Origin of the sequence: Burkholderia sp. IT-111MI5, assembly GCF_949752865.1 — a bacterium.
Lineage (GTDB): Bacteria > Pseudomonadota > Gammaproteobacteria > Burkholderiales > Burkholderiaceae > Burkholderia > Burkholderia pyrrocinia_C.
Genome location: NZ_CATKIF010000033.1, coordinates 481243 through 499869 on the forward strand (window position 1 = coordinate 481243; position 18627 = coordinate 499869).

Annotated in this window: 15 protein-coding genes; 7 read left to right on the forward strand and 8 right to left on the reverse strand. The window is 67.9% G+C overall.

Translation table 11 applies throughout. The features are described from left to right. Window positions 1-34 precede the first annotated feature (34 nt). Window positions 35-388, reverse strand: coding sequence for a NirD/YgiW/YdeI family stress tolerance protein (locus tag ACM6JT_RS24105; protein ID WP_034180587.1), 354 nt, complete (start codon window positions 386-388; stop codon window positions 35-37). A gap of 232 nt (window positions 389-620) precedes the next feature. On the opposite strand from ACM6JT_RS24105, the gene ACM6JT_RS24110 reads away from it, so the two are divergent. The 5 genes from ACM6JT_RS24110 (at window position 621) to ACM6JT_RS24130 (ending at window position 4480) form a co-directional block, all read left to right on the forward strand. Then, complete coding sequence (locus tag ACM6JT_RS24110) at window positions 621-1283, forward strand: response regulator (RefSeq protein ID WP_105392178.1); 663 nt, start codon at window positions 621-623, stop codon at window positions 1281-1283. Beyond that, window positions 1280-2656: an ATP-binding protein gene (locus ACM6JT_RS24115; protein WP_034180589.1), complete on the forward strand. Its 1377-nt coding sequence runs from the start codon at window positions 1280-1282 to the stop codon at window positions 2654-2656. Before ACM6JT_RS24110 ends, ACM6JT_RS24115 begins: the two co-directional genes overlap by 4 nt. A 201-nt stretch (window positions 2657-2857) precedes the next feature. Next, the gene (locus ACM6JT_RS24120; RefSeq protein WP_034180590.1) at window positions 2858-3304 is read left to right on the forward strand and encodes a MarR family winged helix-turn-helix transcriptional regulator; all 447 of its coding nucleotides are present in this window, start codon (window positions 2858-2860) and stop codon (window positions 3302-3304) included. Between the two features lie 34 nt (window positions 3305-3338). Continuing rightward, on the forward strand, window positions 3339-3707 hold the full coding sequence (locus tag ACM6JT_RS24125) for an antibiotic biosynthesis monooxygenase family protein (protein ID WP_034180591.1): 369 nt from the start codon (window positions 3339-3341) through the stop codon (window positions 3705-3707). A gap of 572 nt (window positions 3708-4279) precedes the next feature. Beyond that, window positions 4280-4480, forward strand: a complete 201-nt coding sequence (locus ACM6JT_RS24130; protein ID WP_034180593.1) for a membrane protein — start codon at window positions 4280-4282, stop codon at window positions 4478-4480. 480 nt (window positions 4481-4960) lie between these two features. Here the strand turns inward: ACM6JT_RS24130 and blaPEN-bcc are convergent, their stop codons facing one another. Then, complete coding sequence (gene blaPEN-bcc / locus ACM6JT_RS24135; RefSeq protein ID WP_034180594.1) at window positions 4961-5881, reverse strand: PEN family class A beta-lactamase, Bcc-type; 921 nt, start codon at window positions 5879-5881, stop codon at window positions 4961-4963. A 128-nt stretch (window positions 5882-6009) separates the two neighbouring features. Between blaPEN-bcc and penR the strand changes: the two genes are divergently transcribed. Next, a complete protein-coding gene (gene penR / locus ACM6JT_RS24140; RefSeq protein WP_034180595.1) occupies window positions 6010-6900 on the forward strand; it encodes a beta-lactamase transcriptional regulator PenR in 891 nt (296 codons plus the stop codon). Between the two features lie 496 nt (window positions 6901-7396). Here penR and ACM6JT_RS24145 read toward each other — a convergent pair whose 3' ends face one another. From ACM6JT_RS24145 to ACM6JT_RS24155, 3 genes are all read right to left on the reverse strand, one after another. Continuing rightward, window positions 7397-7648 (reverse strand): hypothetical protein, encoded by a 252-nt coding sequence (locus tag ACM6JT_RS24145; protein ID WP_034180596.1) that lies wholly within the window; start codon window positions 7646-7648, stop codon window positions 7397-7399. 96 nt (window positions 7649-7744) lie between these two features. Further along, a complete protein-coding gene (locus ACM6JT_RS24150; protein WP_407972080.1) occupies window positions 7745-9967 on the reverse strand; it encodes a glycogen debranching N-terminal domain-containing protein in 2223 nt (740 codons plus the stop codon). A gap of 180 nt (window positions 9968-10147) precedes the next feature. Further along, on the reverse strand, window positions 10148-15616 hold the full coding sequence (locus tag ACM6JT_RS24155) for an autotransporter domain-containing protein (RefSeq protein ID WP_414857454.1): 5469 nt from the start codon (window positions 15614-15616) through the stop codon (window positions 10148-10150). Window positions 15617-15629: 13 nt separating this feature from the next. Here ACM6JT_RS24155 and ACM6JT_RS24160 point away from each other — a divergent pair, with 13 nt between their 5' ends. Next, complete coding sequence (locus ACM6JT_RS24160) at window positions 15630-15863, forward strand: hypothetical protein (protein ID WP_235212471.1); 234 nt, start codon at window positions 15630-15632, stop codon at window positions 15861-15863. A 195-nt stretch (window positions 15864-16058) separates the two neighbouring features. Here ACM6JT_RS24160 and ACM6JT_RS24165 read toward each other — a convergent pair whose 3' ends face one another. The 3 genes from ACM6JT_RS24165 to ACM6JT_RS24175 all read right to left on the reverse strand — a co-directional run bounded on the left by ACM6JT_RS24165 (window position 16059) and on the right by ACM6JT_RS24175 (window position 18409). Next, window positions 16059-16277 carry a hypothetical protein gene (locus tag ACM6JT_RS24165; protein ID WP_414857455.1) on the reverse strand — a complete coding sequence of 73 codons (219 nt, stop codon included), beginning with the start codon at window positions 16275-16277 and terminating at the stop codon, window positions 16059-16061. Between the two features lie 197 nt (window positions 16278-16474). Next, window positions 16475-17134, reverse strand: a complete 660-nt coding sequence (locus ACM6JT_RS24170) for a YdcF family protein (protein WP_407972078.1) — start codon at window positions 17132-17134, stop codon at window positions 16475-16477. Window positions 17135-17374: 240 nt separating this feature from the next. Beyond that, a complete protein-coding gene (locus tag ACM6JT_RS24175) occupies window positions 17375-18409 on the reverse strand; it encodes a rod shape-determining protein (RefSeq protein ID WP_034180600.1) in 1035 nt (344 codons plus the stop codon). Between the last annotated feature and the right edge of the window lie 218 nt (window positions 18410-18627).

Sequence of the window (18627 nt, forward strand, 5' to 3'; positions counted from 1 at the left end):
TCGTTCATGGTATCACCGGCCCCGCGCGCACCGGTCAGCGCAGCACTTCGACGTGGTCGGCGTCGACCTTCACCTTGCCCGACCACTTGCGCTCGAATTCGCCGGTCAGCTTCACTTCGCTCTTGTCGCTGACGGGCTGCCCGGCCGCCCACAGCTTGTTGTCGATCTCGACGCGGATCGTGCCGGTCGCGTCGGCGAACTCGTAATCCTCGCCGCCGGCATGCTTGACGATACGGCCCTGCAATTGCACGTGCTGATCGTCCTTGCCGTTCGCAAGCAGTTCCTTCACGGTCGTCGTGGTCAGCGCGGACGGTCCCGTGTATTGCGCGTAGACGGCGGCAGGCAGCGTGGCGAGCGCGACCGTCAGGATTCTGGCCAGTTGTTTCATGATGTCGGTCCTCTTCTTCGATGTGATGCCGCGCCCCGTTGAACGCGACGGCACCAGATTACGGACCGTAAGATTAAGCAAACCTGAAGGTCGCGCCGAGGCGACACGGTGCCGCATCGGGCGGGGTCGAAAGCCCGACGCACGCCGCCCGCATTTAAGCTCGGCCTAAGATGCGTGCGCTTATCATGGGAACCCCGGGCGCCGCGGCGCCCTGCTGAAGAGACACGAATTCATGCGCGTACTGCTCGTCGAGGACGATCCGCTGATCGGCAGCGGGCTCGAACAGGGCCTCAAACAGGAAGGCTTCGCGGTCGACTGGGTGAAGGACGGCGACGCCGCGTCGCTCGCGCTGCGCTCGACCGGCTACGGCCTGCTGCTGCTCGATCTCGGGCTGCCGAACCGCGACGGCCTGTCGGTGCTCGCCGCGCTGCGCCGCCGCGACGAAACCCTGCCCGCGATCATCATCACCGCACGCGACGGCGTGCCGGACCGCATCGCCGGCCTCGACAGCGGCGCGGACGACTATCTCGTCAAGCCGTTCGCGCTCGACGAACTGCTCGCCCGCATCCGCGCGGTCAACCGCCGCCATGCGGGCCGTGCGCAGACGACGCTCGCAATCGGCCCGCTGCGGCTCGATCCCGTCAAGCACCTCGTCTGGCTCGACGACGAAGAAGTGTCGCTGTCGCCGAAGGAGTTCGTGCTGCTGCACGAGCTGATGCGCGAGCCGGGCGCGGTGATTTCGCGCGAGCAGTTCGAGGAGCGGCTGTACAGCTGGGGCGAGGAAATCGAAAGCAACGCGGTGCAGGTGCACATCCACAACCTGCGCAAGAAGCTCGGCCACGACATGATCCGCACGGTGCGCGGCGTCGGCTACCGGATCGGTGACGGCGCATGATGCGCGTGCAACGCGCGATCGAGCGCTGGCGCAGCGCGTCGCTGCGGCGGCGCCTGCTGATGTGGCTGCTGCCGGCCGCGTGCGTGATCGGCCTGGTCGCGAGCGCGGGCACCTACTGGGGCGCGCTGCGCGAACTCGACGACCTGCTCGACGACCAGATGCGCAGCATGTCGAAGCAGATCGTCGTCGGCCCGAACGGCGAGCTGTCGTTCAGCAACCGCGCCAACGGCAAGCACGGCTTCGAGGCCAGCGATCCCGATGCCGTGCTGCTGCAGGTCTGGCGCAACGGCACGCTCATGTATTCGACCGACCGCGATTCGAAGCTGCCGCCGCCCGCGCAGACGGGCATCGCGAGCATCGACGTCGGCGGCCAGCCGTGGCGCACCTATGTGACCGAGCGCGGCGGCACGACGATCCGGCTCGCGCAGGCGCGTCATGCGCGGTGGGAAGCGATCGCAGGCATCGCCGTGCACCTGCTGTGGCCGGTGTTCTCGATGCTGCCGGTGCTGGCGATCGGCCTGTGGTTCGGCATCGGCGCGGGGCTGCGGCCGCTGCGCACGATCGCATCCGGCCTTAAACGCAGGAATGCGAACAATCTCGAACCCGTCGATGTCGCATCGATGCCGAACGAGGTCCGGCCGCTCGCCGAAGCGATCAACGACCTGCTCGCGCGGCTCGACCGCTCGTTCACGCTGCAGCGGCACTTCATCGCCGATGCCGCGCACGAGTTGCGCACGCCGATCATGGGGCTGTCGATTCAGTCGCAATTGCTGCGGCGCGCGGCGACCGACGACGAGCGCGAGCGCATTCTCGCGCAGATCCATGCGGGCACGACGCGCCTCGGCCACCTCGCCGAACAGCTGCTGACGCTCGCGCGCCTCGAACCCGATGCGCAAGCGGCCACGTCCGCGTCAGCGCCCGTCGATCTCGCCGCGTTGTGCCGGTCGGTGGTCGCGGACCGCGCGCGCGTCGCCGACGCGCACCGGATCGATCTCGGCGCGATCGTCGCAACGCCCGTGATGGCCGCGGGCAATATCGACACGCTGCGCGTGCTGCTGAACAACCTCGTCGACAATGCGATCCGCTATGCGGGCGACGGCGCGCGCGTCGACGTTTCCGCGCGCATCGACGGCACGACGCCCGTGCTCGAAGTCGCCGACGACGGCCCCGGGATCCCGGAAGCCGAGCGCACCGACGTGTGGGAACGTTTCTATCGCGGCGAGGGTGCGCAGGCCGTCACGTCGTCGGGCAGCGGGCTCGGGCTGTCGATCGTCAAGCGGATCGCCGAACAGCATCGCGCGACGGTCGCGCTCGGTACCACGCGCGGCGGGCGCGGGCTGACTGTTACGGTGCGCTTCCCTGCACCAGTCTGATGCGTGCGTGACAGGCGGCTTTTCCACAGATTATGTTGGCAAGCTTGTGGACAACCTTCCATTAACGGCACCAAGCCATTGATCGGAAAGGGTTTGTCACGCGTGCGCGGCAAATGCGCCATGCGGTTGCAAATACACGCACATTTGACAACCAGTTGTCGTTTACGTAAAGTAGTTGTCAATTCATCACGCGGATCGAATATGACGAAATCCGAAAAGTTGACCGCCGTCGCGCTGTCCGTATTCCGCTTGAACGGTCTGCTGATCGAATGGGGCAACGCCTTTGCCGGGCCGCACGGCTTGACCAGTGCGCGCTGGCAAGTGCTCGGCGCGATCTCGATGGCGCCGGAAGCCCCGAACATCCCGCAGATCGCCGACGCGATGGGTATCACCCGGCAGGCCGTGCTGAAACAGATCAACGTGCTGGTCGACGAAGGGCTGGTCCGGTCGCTGCCGAACCCGGCGCACAAGCGCTCGCCGCTGTATGCGCTGACCCCTCGCGGCGACGCGGCCTATCAGGCCGTGGTCGGGCAATGGCAACAGCACGTTCGCGACATTGCCGGCGACTTCAGTTCAACTGACCTGGATGCGGCGATTCGCGTGCTGTCGGCGATGTCCGTCGCGCATGACCAGGATGGCCAAGCGTAACCGCACGATTGCCGCACGCCCCTCAGGAGTTCCCATGCCTCAGTTCAAGCCGATGGATCCGGCCTTTCCGATCCAGCAACAGATCGCCATCGACGCGGAGCCCGTCGTCCTCGTCAACGTGTTCACGCTGGATCCCGCAGACGAAGCGGACTTTCTGGCCGTGTGGAAGGACGACGCCGAATTCATGAAGCGGCAGCCGGGATTCATCTCGACCCAGCTTCATCGCGCGCTCGGCGACAGTCCGACTTACCTGAACTACGCGATCTGGGAATCGACGCACGCGTTTCGTGCGGCCTTCACGCATCCCGAGTTCGTCGCCAAGCTCTCGGCCTATCCGTCGTCCGCCGTCGCCAGCCCGCACCTGTTCCAGAAAGTCGGCGTGGCCGGTATTTGCACTGCGTGAGTTCCCGCGCGAATCGAGGCAACACGTGGCACAGGTTGGTGTCGTGCCCGCCGATCGCGAACGCGCAGTTCTCCACAGAAAATGTTGGCAAGCTTGTGGATATCCTGCGCACCGCAGCGCTAAACCCTTGATCCGATGGACTTTGGCACGCGTGATGCAGACGAGGCGCGTGCAATGACCTTCGCGCGCATCGCATCGCCATACTTCGCATCACGACGCCACGGCGATGCACGTCGCGATCGCCACACGCGTGCCGGCCATGCGCCGCGCCACTTACCCACAGATTTTGTTGGCAAGCTTGTGGATATCTTGCGCACGCGCGCGCTAACCCGTTGATCCGCCTCAGGTTCATGCGCCGCGTCAGCGTTTCGGCAACATGCGGCGCGAGCATGCCCGAATACGGAATGATCCGGCGCGACACCAGCGCACCACCCGCGCCTTGACGCTCGCGCCCGCCGCGCGTCACTATCACGCGAGCCGCACGCGGCCGCGCATCGCCGGCTTCGCGCGTCGGCGCAACGTGCCGGCCGTTCCGCCGGCGCACACCACGACACATCACTCCGAGGAAGGCCATGGAACACTTCACCGCGTGGCAGTTGCTCGTCTCGCTCGTGCTCGTCGCTGTCGTCGTCTATCCGTATGTCCGCATCGTCCGGCGCACCGGGCATTCGGGCTGGTGGATCCTGGCGATGTTCGTCCCGGTCCTGAACTTCATCATGTTGTGGGTGTTCGCGTTCGCGCGCTGGCCCGCCGTCGACGATCGGCAAGGCTGAACACCGCGACGGCGGACGCTCGGGCTTGTCCACAGATTTTGTTGGCAAGCATGTGGATAGCCTGCGCATACCGCGACCAAGCGCTTGATCCGTAAGACTTTGTCCGCGCCGCTTCGAATACGGCACGCGGCCGGCAAATCGCCGCTCGCGCATCGCCTCGACGCGTGACGGGCAGCCTGCCGCGCCGGCGTACCCGCTTGTCCACAGATTTTGTTGGCAAGCGTGTGGATAGCCTGCGCATACCGAGGCCAACCGCTTGATCCGTAAGACTTTGTCCGCGCCGCTTCAAACGCGGCACGACGGCGCGCGTCACGACGAACGCGACCGCCCGCGAGCTTGTCCACAATTTTTGTTGGCAAGCATGTGGATATCCTGAGCATGCGCGACCTAAGTCGTTGATCGCGCAACGTTTGGTCGCACGGATCACGACTGCGGCACGGCGTGCATGCGCATCCCGTCGCGCACGCCGCACCGCCCTGCTCAACCGAATGCCGCAACCACGACGCGCGCGACGTCGGCGATCACATCGTCCTTCGCCCGCGCATCGGCACGCGCCTGCGTGTAGTACACGGCCAGCACGATCGGCGCACGCGACGGCGCCCACACGACGCCCGCATCATTCGTCGTCCCGTAGTCGCCGGTGCCCGTCTTGTCGCCGACCGTCCACCCGGCCGGCACGCCCGCGCGGATCCGCTTGTCGCCGACCTTGTTGCCGCGCAGCCACGTAACGAGCTGCGCACGCTGCGCGGCCGGCAGCGCATCGCCGAGCGTCAGCACGCGCATGCTCGCGGCCATCGCGGCCGGCGTCGTCGTGTCGCGCAGGTCGCCCGGCAGCGCAGTATTCAGTTCGGTCTCCCATCGATCGAGCCGGAACGTGTCGTCGCCGATCGAGCGCGCATATGCGGTCACCGCCGACGGGCCGCCGATCAGCTTCATCAGCAGGTTCGCGGCCGAGTTGTCGCTGTACTGGATCGTGGCCTCGCACAGTTCGGCAACCGTCATACCCGCGCCGACATGCTTCTCCGTCACCGGCGAATAGTTGACGAGATCGGCCTTTCCGTACGTCACGCGTTGTTGCAGCAATCCCGGACGCGCAACGCTCTGCGCAAGCACCGCCGCACTCAGCATCGCCTTGAACGTGCTGCAGAACGGGAAGCGTTCGGCGGCGCGATGCGCCACGCGCCGGCCGCTCGCGGTGTCGATCGCGCACACGCCGAGACGGCCGCCCGCGTCGCGTTCGAGATGGGCAAGCGCCGCCGCGGCGGCAGCGGCTGCGACGTCCGGCGTCGCAGCCTCGTTCGGCGCAGCGGCCTGCGACGACGCGCACGCCGCGACGGTCAGGGCGAGCGGCGCCGTCGCGGCGGCCAGCAACAGGGTTCGACGTTTCGATGAGTAGGTCATGTCGGTTGTCTCGTGATGGAATGGACGCGAAATGGTGTTGAAAACGGCCGGCCGCCGAGACAGCACTATCGGGACTTTACGGTTGCCTGACAAGCAACGATAATTGAGCGCTGACAAAAGAAAATCTTATGACTAAGCTCCGCCCTCATCTTCCGCTCAATGCGCTGCGCGCGTTCGAATCGTCCGCGCGCCACCTGAACTTCACGCGCGCCGGCCTCGAGCTGAGCGTGACCCAGGCCGCGGTCAGCCAGCAGGTGCGTTCGCTCGAGGAACGGCTCGGCTGCACGCTGTTCACGCGGCTGCCGCGCGGCCTCGGGCTCACCGACGAGGGGCGCGCTCTACTGCCCGTGCTGAGCGATGCGTTCAGCCGCATCGAGACGGTGCTCAAGCAGTTCGACGGCGGGCGTTTCCACGAGGTGCTGACGCTCGGTGTCGTCGGCACCTTTGCCATAGGCTGGCTAATGCCACGGCTGAAGCAGTTCGGCGATACGCACCCGTTCGTCGAGCTGCGGCTGCGGACCAACAACAACGTCGTCGACCTCGCCGCCGAGGGTCTCGACTTCGCGATCCGTTTCGGTGAAGGCAACTGGCCGGCGACGCGCAACGAGCGCCTGCTCGATGCGCCGCTCACCGCGCTGTGCGCGCCGGAAATCGCGCGGCGCCTCGCGCAGCCGGCCGATCTCGCGAATGAAACGCTGCTGCGCTCGTACCGCACCGACGAATGGCTCGGCTGGTTCGACGCCGCGCAGCTCGAACCGTGGGCGGTCAACGGGCCGGTGTTCGATTCGTCGCGGCTGATGGTCGAGGCCGCGATGCAGGGCGCGGGCGTCGCGCTCGCGCCGGCCTGCATGTTCGCGCGCGAACTGCAGCTCGGCCTGCTCGCGCGGCCGCTCGACATCGACGTGCGCGCGGGCGGCTACTGGCTCACGTCGCTGAAGTCGAAACCGCTCACGCCCGCGATGACGCTCTTTCGCGACTGGATCGCGGCCGAAGCGGCCGACACGGCACCGGCCGCGTAACGCGGCTGCGCTTGTCCACAGAAAGTGTTGGCAAGGATGTGGATATCCTGGGTACCCGGGACCTAAGCCCTTGATCGCGCACGAATTACCGCCGCGACGCAGACATCGGGCAGCCCGTGCGCACGGGCCTGGCAAGCCGATCGCGTTCAGGCCGGATCCTCAACCATTGCGACGCAATCGATTGCGAGTTGTCCACAGATTTTGTTGGCAAGCCTGTGGATATCCGCCAGACCGGACGCGTAACACATTGATACACAAGGGGATTCGATTTACGGACCTTGACGGGTCAATGATGCGGCAGCGCAAGGTCATTCGAACCGCACGCCGGGCGCGTGCCGTGCCCTCGGCCGGTTCTCCACAGATTGTGTTGGCAAGCTTGTGGATATCCTGCGCATCGGCCGCCTAACTCATTGAGCGCAAGGGAATTTGTGCTTCGTCTGCAGAATCGGGCAGCGCCGGCGCCGCCCGTGCGGCGGGCGCCGGCGCAATCCGCGCGTCAATGCCGGTCGAGCCCGCCGCGCAATTCGCTCGCCTTGTCGCGCAGCGCCTCGTAACCCGAACGCGCATGCTCGGGCAGGTCGGGATCGCCGATCAGTGCGCCGAGCGTTTCGATCAGGCTGAACAGGATGCCCTTCGCCGCGCCGACCGCGATGCTCTGCGATTCGATCGACTTGTGCAGGTGGTCGACCGCCGCCTCCAGATTCTCGAGCTTCTGTTCACCGTCGTCGGGCCGGTTGTCGGTCGTCATCGTTTACCTCCGCCATCGTTCAAGGGTCATGTCACGATTCTATGCCGCTGCGTGCAAACGTGGCGCGACATCGCGCAACGTTTGCACGTCGCCGCACTACAGCACCGCGACCACCTTCACGCGGCCCGGCTGCTCGGCCGACGCGACAACATGGCCGTCGACGCGGCGGAACGTCAGCGACACGGTTTCGTCGCCGACGCGCAGCGCATCGATCCGCAGCCAGTCGACACCTTCCGGCAGCGTCGGGCGCTCGACGCGCACCTCGTGGCGCGATGCATCGATGCTCACGCCGAGGCACGCCTGCAGCATCATGAACGGCGCACCGGCCGCCCACGCCTGCGGCAGGCACGCAACCGGATACGCGGTCGGCGGTTCGCCGCGCCGGCGCGGGAACCCGCAGAACAGCTCGGGCAGCCGCATCTCGAAGCTCACCGCCGCCTCGAACAGCGCGCGCAGCAGGTTCACCGCAGCCGTCTTGTCGCCGTAGCGCGCGAGGCCGCGTGCGATCAGCGCATTGTCGTGCGGCCACACCGAGCCGTTGTGATACGCCATCGGGTTGAAGCGCGGCTGGCCGGCCGCCAGCGTGCGGATGCCCCAGCCCGTCTGGAACAGCGTCGAGCCGAGCACGCCGGCGACCGCCGCCCCGCGCTGGGCGTCGGGCAGGCCGAACGCGAGCAGGTGGCCCGCGTTCGATGCGAACACGCGGCACAGGTCGCCATGACCGTCGAGCGCGATCCCGTAGAAATCGCCTTCCGGCATCCAGAACAGCGCGTCGACCTGCTCGCGCAGCGCCTTCGCGCGCAGCGCGTAGCGCGTGGCGTCGGCCGCGTGGCCGCGCCGGTGCGAGCATGCCGACATCGCATCGAGCGCCGCGCACGCATAGGCCTGCACTTCGACGAGCGCGATCGGCCCGTCCGGGAAGCGGCCGTCCTCATGAAACACCGAATCGTGACTGTCCTTCCAGCCCTGGTTCGCGAGGCCGCGCTCCGACGTGCGCTGATAATCGAGCAGTCCGTAGGGATTGCGGTCGCACTTGTCGATCACCCATTGCGCGGCGCGCTCGAGCGCGGGCCACAGCTCGTCGATCAGCGCATCGTCGCCGGTGCGTTCGACATACGCGCCGGCCAGCACGATGAACAGCGGAGTCGTGTCGACGCCGCCGTAGTACAGCGCGAACGGCACCTCGCCCGTCGCGGCCATCTCGCTGCGGCGGAACTCGTGCATGATCTTGCCGGGCTCCGCGTCGCGGAACGCGGACGTTTCGCGCGCCTGATGCTCGGCCAGGAAACGCAGCACGCCGCGTGCGAGCGACGGCTGCAGCCACAGCATCTGCAGCGACGTGATCACCGCATCGCGGCCGAACGGCGTCGAGAACCACGGAATGCCCGCATACGGGTACGGCCCCGTGTCGAGCTGCGTCGTGAGCAGCCCGAGATCCGCGAGCGAACGGTCGAGCCATGCGTCGAACAGCGGATTGCCGGTGTTCACGCGTGCCATCGACTCGCGCCGCGCGCGCATCTCGCGGTGCACGCCGACCAGCGCGGTGCGCAGCGCGACGCGGCCGCACCCGGGCCCTTCGATGTGCGCCGGGCCGAGCGTCGCGTCGACGGTCAGGTAGATCGACACGCACGCCTGCGCGGCGATCGTCAGCGTGTAGTCGGCGCGATCGACCGACAGTGCGTCGGGCGCCGGCGAGAAATGCACGGTCACGTTGCGCTCGACGCCGTCGAGGCCGTCGTAGCGCAGCCGCACCGCGCCCGCGTCGACGCGCGGCGCAGCCACCGTGCCGCGCTTCGGGCGCTGCGTGCCGCGCACCTCGAACATGTCCTTGAAATCGGCCGCGAACGACAGCGACAGCGGCACCTCGGCTTCGCTCGCGCCGTAGTTCGTCAGCGTCAGCGCTTCGTACAGTATGTCGCCCGCGAGCACGCGCATCCGTTCGATATGGATCACGCCCTCCGGCGTCTCCTTGCCGCCGAGCGGCGGCAGCGGGCGGTTGGTCAGGTGTGCGGTAAACGATGCGTTGTCGGCGCTCGTCGCGCCCGACAGCAGCGACGGCGCGCGGCCGCCGAACGTCAGGCGCCATTTCGACAGCACGCGCATGTCGTCGACGAACAGGCCGTCGTCGTGGCCGCCGATGTCGCCGAGCGCATCGCCGACCACGAATGCGTCGCCGGATTTCAGCACGTACTGGTTGCCGCGCGCGAGCGCCTGCGGATCGGCTTCGGGTGCGATGAATGCAGGGCCTGACGCTGGGGTCGGGGCAACAGGCGCGACTTGCGGCGCCTGCGTCGTCGTGGCTTCGGCGTGATTCGGCATCGATGCTCCTGTGTCGAGGCGCAACGCGCGGCGCGCGTCGCGTGTTTCGCACAGGATAGGCCAGAACGGGGGACGCGCGCAGCGACGAAACGGCCGCGACGCCATGCGACGTTTCCGTCGCCGCATGGCGTCGCGGGCTAGCGCCGAGGCCGGCGCCGACGTGGGCGTATTACGCGCCGGTCAGAACTTCCACAGGATGTTGCCGAGCACCGCGTTGTCGCGCACGCCGCTGCCGTACTGGCCGCTGTACGTGAGGCCGAGCGTCAGGCGCTTCGTGATGTTCGCGTCGATGCCGGCCTCGAGCACTGCGCTGTCGCGAGCAATCGGCACGCCCGACACCTGGAACGACGTGCCGCCGTTCGCGAACGCGAACGTCGACGACGGCCGCACGTTGCCGAACGCGTGGCGCCAGCCGACCGTCCCGCGCGCGGTGAACGTGCCGCTCGCGATCGAGCCGAGCTGCGACGCCGCGCGCAGGCCGAGCGTCGAGAAGCCGACGTGGGTCGTCTCGCCGCCGGCGCGCAGCGCTGCCGCGCCGCCGCTTTCCGTATAGCCGTCGGTATGCAGGTTCACGTACGCGATGCCCGCGAACGGTTCGATCGCGACGGGCCCGACCGGCAGCGCGTAGCCGACTTCGCCGAACACCTGTGCCGAATTCGCGTTGTAGCCGGCCGAGTCGTGATCGGAGAAGCCCGCGAAGCCCGGATTACGGTCGCTGTTGATCCGGTACCACGTGTACGACGCGCCGCCGCGCACGCCGAGCGCACCGTACTGCGCACCGCCGTACAGCGACAGGTAGTAGCTGTTCACCGACGCCGACGAACTCAAGTCGTTGTCGAGCGAACCGTGCGTGACGCCCGCGGCCAGGCCCGCGCGCCACTTGTCGTTGAACGCCATGTCGGCACCGGCGATGAAGCCCGTCATGCTGCGCTTGATCGTCGATGCGTTGCCGTCGCCGGCAAGCCGGCTGCGGCCGCCGAACGCCTGCCCCCAGACGACCGGCTGGTATGGCGTACCGCCGTAGCAGCCGTCGCGCGAACCGATCCGGCGTTCCGGCGGCAGCGTCGGGTCGACCGCGCCGGCCGTGTTGTCGCCGCACAGCGCGGCACCGCCCGACGACAGCGCCGCGAGCGGGCCCGATCCGGGCGCGAGACCCTGGCGGACGCGATCGGTCACGGCATCGCGCACATAACGGCTGTCGAGCAGCAGCATGCTCTTCAGGCTCGCGTGCAGTTCGCCGTCGAGCAGCCCGTATGCACGGCGCGCGGTGCCCGCGTCGGTCGTCAGGACCGCGTCGTACAGCGGGTTGCCGGCGCCGAGCCCGCCGAGCGCGGTCGCGACCGCGCGCTGGTTCGGCGTCGTCGCGACGTCGGGCAGCGCGGTGCCGTTCCCGACCAGTTGCAGGTACACGTGATCCGGATCGTAGCTGAGCGTCGGCATCAGGAACGCGTAGTTCGCAGTCACCTGGCTGAATGCGCCCTGCACGCCCGACGAGGCGGTGAGGATCGTGTAGGTGGTGCCCGGCTGATAGCCGGTCTGGTTCGCGAGCACCTGCACGGTGCCGCCGTTCAGCGTCGCCGTGCCCGTCGCGGCGACGCTGCCGCTTTGCTGCGGCGTGGCCGCGACCTGGAACGTCGAACCCGGCTGGAACGTGACGTTGCCGGCCACGTTCAGTGCCGCGCCCGGCTGCGACGCGGCGGCCGTCGCGCCGCCCTGCACCACGAGGCCGCCGATCGTGCCGGTGCCCGTCAGCGTCGCGCCGTTCTGCACGGTCACGGCCGATTGGGCGAGCGAACCGTTGACGGCGAGCGTGCCGGCGCTGACGGTGGTCGGGCCGCTCAGCGTATTCGTGCCCGTCAGCGTCAGTTGCCCGCTACCGGCCTGCGTCAGCGAACCGGTGCCGGACAGCACGCTTGCAACCGTCACGCTGCCGGACTGATTGAACACCAGCGCGCCGTTGTCGACGACGTTGCCGGCGATGCTGCCCGACGTGCCGCCGTTGCCGAGTTGCAGCGTGCCGCCGGCCGCGATCGTGGTGCCGCCCGTGTACGTGTTGCTGCCGGTCAGCACCTGCGTGCCGCTCGCCACCGTGACGCCGCCCGTGCCGCCGATCGTGCCGCCGAATGCGGTGCCGGCACCGTTCAGCGTCAGCGCATTCGCGCCGAGATTCACGTTCGTGCCGGCCGCGCCGGCCAGCGCGCCGATCGTCTGCGCGCCCGCCGCACCGCTCACGTCGAACGTCGCGCCCGCGCCGGCGAGGTTCACCGCGCCCGTCGACGCGAGGCTGCCGCCCGCGCCGAGCGCCAGCGTGCCCGCGTTGATCGTCGTGCCGCCGGTGTAGGTGTTCGCAGCGGTCAGCGTCGTGGTCGCCGCGCCGTTCTTCGCAAGTGCGCCCGCGCCGGAAATCGCACCGCTCAGCCCGAGCGCGTTGCTGCCGCCCAGCGTGAGCGCCGCACCCGTGCCGAGATTGACCCCGTTGCTCACCGTCAGGCTCGCGTTCGTATCGAGCGTCGCCGCGCCGCCGACGTTCAGCGCGCCGGTGCCGAGTGCCGCGGCGTTGCCGAGCACGACGCTGCCGCTGTTCAGGTTCGTGCCGCCGGTATAGGTATTCGCACTGTTCAGCGTCTGCGTGCCGGTGCCGGCCAGCGTCACGCTGCCCGCGCCGCCGATCGTCCCGCTGAACGTGCCGCTGGCGGTCCCGCCGAGCGTCAGTGCGTTGCCGCCAAGGCTGATGTTCGTTCCCGCGACGCCCGACAACGCGCCGAGCGACTGCGCACCCGTTGCACCGCTCAGGTCGAGCGCGGCGCCCGCGCCGGCCAGGTTCACCGCGCCGGTCGACGCGAAGCTGCCGCCCGCGCCGAGCGCGAGCGTGCCGCTGTTGATCGTCGTGATGCCCGAGTACGTGTTTGCGCCGGTCAGCGTCGTCGTCGTCGTGCCGTTCTTCACGAGGCTGCCGGCGCCGCCGATCGAGCCGGCCAGCCCGAGAGCGTTGCTGCCGCCGAGTGTCAGCGTCGAGCCGGTGCCGGCGAGATTGACGGCGTTGGCGAGCGTCAGGTTCGTGGTCGTATCGAGCGTCGCCGCGCCGCCGACGTTCAGCGCGCCGGTGCCGAGCGCCGCTGCGTTGCCGAGCACGAGGCCGCCGCTGTTCAGGTTCGTGCCGCCCGTATAGGTGCTCGCGCCGTTCAGCGTCTGCGTGCCGGTGCCGGCCAGCGTCAGGCCGCCGGTGCCGGAGATCGCGCCGCTGAAGGTGCCGCTGGCCGTGCCGCCGAGCGTCAGCACGTTGCCGCCGAGGCTCACGTTCGTGCCCGCCACGCCCGACAGCGCACCGATCGCCTGCGCGCCGCCCGTGCTGATGTCGAGCGCCGCACCGGCGTTGGCGAGATTCACCGTGCCCGTTGCCGCGAGACTGCCGCCCGCGCCGAGCGCCAGCGTGCCCGCGTTGATCGTCGTGCCGCCTGTATACGTGTTCGCGCCCGTCAGCGTGGTGGTCGCCGCGCCGTCCTTCACGAGGCTGCCCGCACCGGAAATCGCACCGCTCAACCCGAGGGCGTTGCTGCCGCCCAGCGTCAGCGTAGTGGCCGTTCCGAGATCGATTGCGTTGCCGACCGTCAGGCTCGTGGTCGTATCGAGCGTCGCCGCGCCGCCGACGGTCAGCGCGCCGGTGCCGAGCGCCGAGCCGTTGCCGAGCACCAGGCCGCCGGCGTTCAGCGTCGTGCCCCCCGTATAGGTGTTCGCGCCGGACAGCGTGACCGCCGCCGCACCGTTCTTCACGAGACCGCCGCCGCCGGCGATCACGCCGCTCAGGCCGAGACCGGTGTTGCCGACGAGCGTCAGCGTCGTGCCCGTCGCGATATTGACGTCGTTCGCGAGCGACACGTTGGTGGCCGCATCGAGCGTCGACGAACCGTTCACGTTCACCGCGCCGATGCCGAGCGACGTATTGCTGCCGACGGCGAGGTTGCCGCCATTCAGGTTCGTGCCGCCCGTATACGTGTTCGTGCCCGTCAGCGTTTGCGTGCCGGCGCCTGACAGCGTCACGCTGCCCGCCCCGCCGATCGTGCCGGCATAGGTCGCATTGGCGCTGCCGTTGAGCGTCAGCGAATTGCCGCCGAGGTTCACGTTCGTGCCGGCCGCGCCGGCCAGCGAGCCGATCGTCTGCGCGCCCGATGCGCTGCTCACGTCGAACGTCGCGCCCGCGCCGGCCAGGTTGACCGTGCCCGTCGCCGCCAGGCTACCGCCCGCGCCCAGCGCGAGCGTTCCGCTGTTGATCGTCGTGCCGCCGGTATACGTATTCGCGCCGGTCAGCGTGGTGATCGCCGCGCCGTTCTTCACGAGGCCGCCGGCTCCGCCGATCGTGCCGGCCAGCCCGAGATCGTTGCTGCCGCCGATCGTCAGCGTCGTGCCGGTGGCGAGATTGACCACGTTGTCGAGCGTCACGTTTGCGCTCGTGTCGAGCGACGCGTTCGTGTTGACGTTCAGCGCGCCCGTGCCCAGCGACGTATTGTTGCCGACGACCAAACCGCCGCCGTTCAGGTTCGTGCCGCCCGAGTACGTGCTCGCACCGGACAGCGTCAGCGTGCCGCCGTCGTTCTTCGTCAGCGCGCCGGTGCCCGTCACCGTACCCGACAGCGTGAGCCCGGTCGCGCCCTGCACCGTCAGCCCGCCGGCATTGAGCGTCACGCCGTTGGCGACGTTGAGCCCTGCCGTGCCCGCCTGCAGCGCGCCGCCATTGGCCGTGATGGTGCCGGTGCCGAGCGACGCGTTGTCGCCGATGATCGCGACACCGCCGTTCAGCGTCGCATCCTGCGCGGTGGATGCACCGTTGATCGCCCAGTTGCCGCTGTTGACGTCGAGGTGGTTGAAGTTGATGTAGTTGTTGACCGCGATCGTACCGTTCGGGGTGGCGCCCTGCTGCAGATTGAGCGTGTTGTTGCCGCCCGCGCCGCCGTCGACGATACCGGTCGCCGCCACGTTGAGCGTGTTCGGACCGACCGTGATGTTGAACGCGCCGCCGGTGCCGCCCGCCGTGTTGACCGACGAGCCGGTCACGGCATTGAACGTGTTGGTGCTGTTCGCGCCCATCGACACGCCGCCGTTGATCGTGCCGGAGTTGGTGAACGTATTGCCCTGCCCGGGCGTGCCGTTCGTGCCGAACGACACGCGGCCGTTGATCGTTCCGCTATTGCTCATGTTGACCGTGCCGCCGCCATATGCGGCAACCACGGGCGCGTCCGCGCCGACGAGGGTCGCGCCGACCAGCGGGTTGGACCCGATCGTGCCGGTATTCGTGATGTTCGACGTGCCGCCGGTGCCGTTCTGGACCGACAGCGCCATGCCCGTCACGCCGCTGATCGCCACCCCCGTCGAGCCGTTCATCGTGCCGTTGTTGACGACGGTGGTGTTCGCGCTCGCCGATGCATTGCCGACCACCGCGCCGCTCGACAGCACGCCGAGCCCCGAGCCGAGCACGGAAGGATCGATCGTGCCGTTGTTGGTCAGCGTGTTGTTGTTGCCGGTCAGCGACATCGCCGTGCCGCCGACGCCGAGCAGCACGCCGACGCTCGCGCCGGGGTTGACCGTCGCGTTCAGGTTGTTCGCGCTGTTCGCGTAACTGGGAGCCAGCGGGTTCGCAACGCCGGAACAGGTCACCGTGGTGCCTGCCGTGCTGCAGGTCGCATGGGCGGGAACGACGCCGGCGCCGGACAGCGCCAGGAAAACACCCGTCGGCAACAGCAGTCTCGGAAACGGCTCGCCGGCTTTTTTCGAACGCGCAAGATTCATGCTTTCCCTCAATATTGGTTTTGGTATTGCGCCTGCACCTGACGGCACGCAGCAGAAAATCGCGAATAAAGGCGTGCACACCGGCGGTCGCAATGCGACGTCGGCATATTCATGAATAAGTTTTTAATCAGCCCCGGGTTGCGGACGCGAAACTAGTCGAATGACATGATGGTGGCCCCTGTTTCTCTGCAGCGAATTTTTGGTTGATTTGATTACTTCCCTGCTTTTTGTCAGACAAGGCTATATCAAACTCACGCCATTTTCCAGTCGATGTTTACCCATCGGATCAGGGCCAAGATGGATGTATTTTTTACCCGCCGCCACATGCTTTCTGCGGTTCTCCGCATGTTTTTCGCCTGTTTATTTTGATTTTTCGCAAAAACACCGGAATCGCGGCATCCGTAAAAACGCTAATACGCGGCTTCAATTCAACGCGTACGAATTTTGCGGCGCAGTATTTCCATGCCGGCGAATCGCCGATACCGATAATCAGCATCCGTTTAACAACAGATAAAAAACGGACTTGCATGCAATCGGCCAAATCGTTTCGATTTCCGTCTTGCATCAAAGCTGAAACGCGAATCGTTATCGCCTGTCCGGCACCGATGACATCCGTGCGGCCGGCGAGAAACCAATGGAAACAACGCCGCATCCGGCGTGAAACGGCAGGAAGCCCGAAGGAAGGAGAAAATCAGGCGCCGGACGCGTTTGCCCCCGTGCGCCGTCTTATGAAAACAGGCTCATCAGGTAAAGCATCGGCCGGAACGAGACCGGCCGCGCGTCGGGATTCGCCGACAGACGCACTGCATATACCGCGTAGGCCGGCACCTCGCGCCAGCTCGAATAGACGTCGCGCAACTGGAAGCGGCGCGGATACGCGGCGGAGATGTTCGCCCGCGCGATGCCGACGCGCTCGAACGCAAGGCGCGCCCGCGCAAGGTGGTAATACTGACTGACGATCAGCACGCGCGACAGGCGGTGCGCCTGCAGGTACGCAAGCGTGTGCTGCGCGGTCGCGAGCGTGTTGTCGCCCTGGTCGTCGACGGCGATCCGGTCGGCCGGCACGCCGCGCGCCACGAGATAGTCGCGCATGGCCGTCGCCTCGTTCAGCCCGGGGCCGTCGATCGCGCCGCTGACCAGAAACGCCGGGCACTGCCCCGTGCGGTAGCAGCGCACGCCGACGTCGAGCCGGGCCGCGAGCACGGGCTTCGGCGCGCCCGTGTCGTCGAGCGCGTTGCCGAAGATCACGGCGACGTCGGCCGGCTCGCTCGGCATCCGCATCCCGTACGCGACGAGCGCGACGGCCGCGGCAACCCAGATGCATGCGACGACGGCCAGCAGGCGGCCCGCCCGGGCCGCAAAGCCCCGTTTGGTTTGGTAATTCAAGGTTTTCGGTCTCTCAGGTCGTCGGGCGTATCGGCTGGCCCGGCCCGGCATGGGCGCGTAACGCTAGCACGGCGCGCTCGCGCGTGTCCACGCGGCCGGCCGATGCCGGGCCGTTACCGACCTGCTGGAAAGAAGACCGACCCGCTTTGCGCTGGCGGGCGGGCCGGCGCTACGGAGATCGAAAGAATGTGAATGGCTGCGTTGCGCAGCGATGCCCGGCCCGGCCCGAATCGAACCGCGTCAATCGGCCGGACACATCGCCAGCCGCCCCATCGCCTCGCCTGCGCCACGCACCGCGCAGGTGGCCGGCTCATCGGCGATCCGTGCGATCACCCCCGTCTCGTCGTACAGCAGGCGTTCGAGATCCGCGAGCAGCGCGCCGCCGCCCGTCAGCACCACGCCGCGATTCGCGATGTCGGTCACGAGCTCGGCCGGCGCGTTTTCCAGCACCGACTTCACCGCGCCGATCACCTGCTTGAGCGGCGCGGCCAGCGCGTCCGCGACGTCGTGGTTGGACAGCTCGACCGAGCGCGGCAGGCCGTCGCTGATGCTGCGCCCGACCGCGCGCGTCGTCGTGCGCGGCACCGCGCTGGTGGCCGAGCCGATCGTCTTCTTCACGTGCTCGGCCGTCTGCTCGCCGAGCAGCACGCCGTACAGGTTGCGGACATGGTTCACGATCGCCGCGTCGAACTGGCTGCCGCCGACGCGGATCGCTTCGCGGTAGACGATGCCGCCGAGCGCGATCACCGCGACTTCGGTCGTCCCGCCGCCGATGTCGATGACCATCGAGCCGACCGGCTCGGTCACCGGCAGGCCCGCGCCGAGCCCGGCAGCCAGCGATTCCTCGATCAGTTCGACCTCCGATACGCCGGCCGCGAATGCGGCCTCGCGGATCGCGCGGCGCTCGACGGCCGTCGCATCGGACGGCACGCACAGCGTGACCTCGACGCGGCGGCCGAAGCGCGAACGCGTGCGCGACATGTCGATGAAGCTGCGGATCATCTGTTCGGCCGCGTGCGCGTCGGCGATCACGCCGTGCCGCATCGGCCGCACGGCTTCGAGATGCCCCGGTTCGCGGCCAAGCAGCGCCTTCGCACGCTCGCCGACGGCCTCGAGCGTCGGCCGCGCGTCGTTCGCACCGGCCTTGCGGAAACAGATGACCGACGGCTGGTTCAGCACCACGCCGCGCTCGTGCGTATAGATCTGCGTACTCGCCGTCCCAGGGTCGATCGCAACGGGTTGCGCAAACAACTTTCCGAACAGCGGTGTCGACATATCAAGCCTTTTTGAACGATCGGGCCGGGACGGCCCCGCCGCATCCCCGCGGCGCGCCTGCCGCCCCATCATGAAGTTAGCGGCAAATCGTGCCGATACTTTAGCCAATTCCGATGATTATTTCGCGACGAAATTGCCGAAACCAGTACTTCGAGGGTGTCGGACTCCGAAACGGTCTCTCGCGTTGCGCCTGTAAAACACGGTAATCTCTCGGTCTT

Coding starts and splice junctions, on each gene's coding strand:
- ACM6JT_RS24105 (WP_034180587.1), bottom strand. CDS start 388: ATGAAACAACTGGCCAGAATCCTGACGGTCGCGCTCGCCACGCTGCCT.
- ACM6JT_RS24110 (WP_105392178.1), top strand. CDS start 621: ATGCGCGTACTGCTCGTCGAGGACGATCCGCTGATCGGCAGCGGGCTC.
- ACM6JT_RS24115 (WP_034180589.1), top strand. CDS start 1,280: ATGATGCGCGTGCAACGCGCGATCGAGCGCTGGCGCAGCGCGTCGCTG.
- ACM6JT_RS24120 (WP_034180590.1), top strand. CDS start 2,858: ATGACGAAATCCGAAAAGTTGACCGCCGTCGCGCTGTCCGTATTCCGC.
- ACM6JT_RS24125 (WP_034180591.1), top strand. CDS start 3,339: ATGCCTCAGTTCAAGCCGATGGATCCGGCCTTTCCGATCCAGCAACAG.
- ACM6JT_RS24130 (WP_034180593.1), top strand. CDS start 4,280: ATGGAACACTTCACCGCGTGGCAGTTGCTCGTCTCGCTCGTGCTCGTC.
- blaPEN-bcc (WP_034180594.1), bottom strand. CDS start 5,881: ATGACCTACTCATCGAAACGTCGAACCCTGTTGCTGGCCGCCGCGACG.
- penR (WP_034180595.1), top strand. CDS start 6,010: ATGACTAAGCTCCGCCCTCATCTTCCGCTCAATGCGCTGCGCGCGTTC.
- ACM6JT_RS24145 (WP_034180596.1), bottom strand. CDS start 7,648: ATGACGACCGACAACCGGCCCGACGACGGTGAACAGAAGCTCGAGAAT.
- ACM6JT_RS24150 (WP_407972080.1), bottom strand. CDS start 9,967: ATGCCGAATCACGCCGAAGCCACGACGACGCAGGCGCCGCAAGTCGCG.
- ACM6JT_RS24165 (WP_414857455.1), bottom strand. CDS start 16,277: ATGCAAGTCCGTTTTTTATCTGTTGTTAAACGGATGCTGATTATCGGT.
- ACM6JT_RS24175 (WP_034180600.1), bottom strand. CDS start 18,409: ATGTCGACACCGCTGTTCGGAAAGTTGTTTGCGCAACCCGTTGCGATC.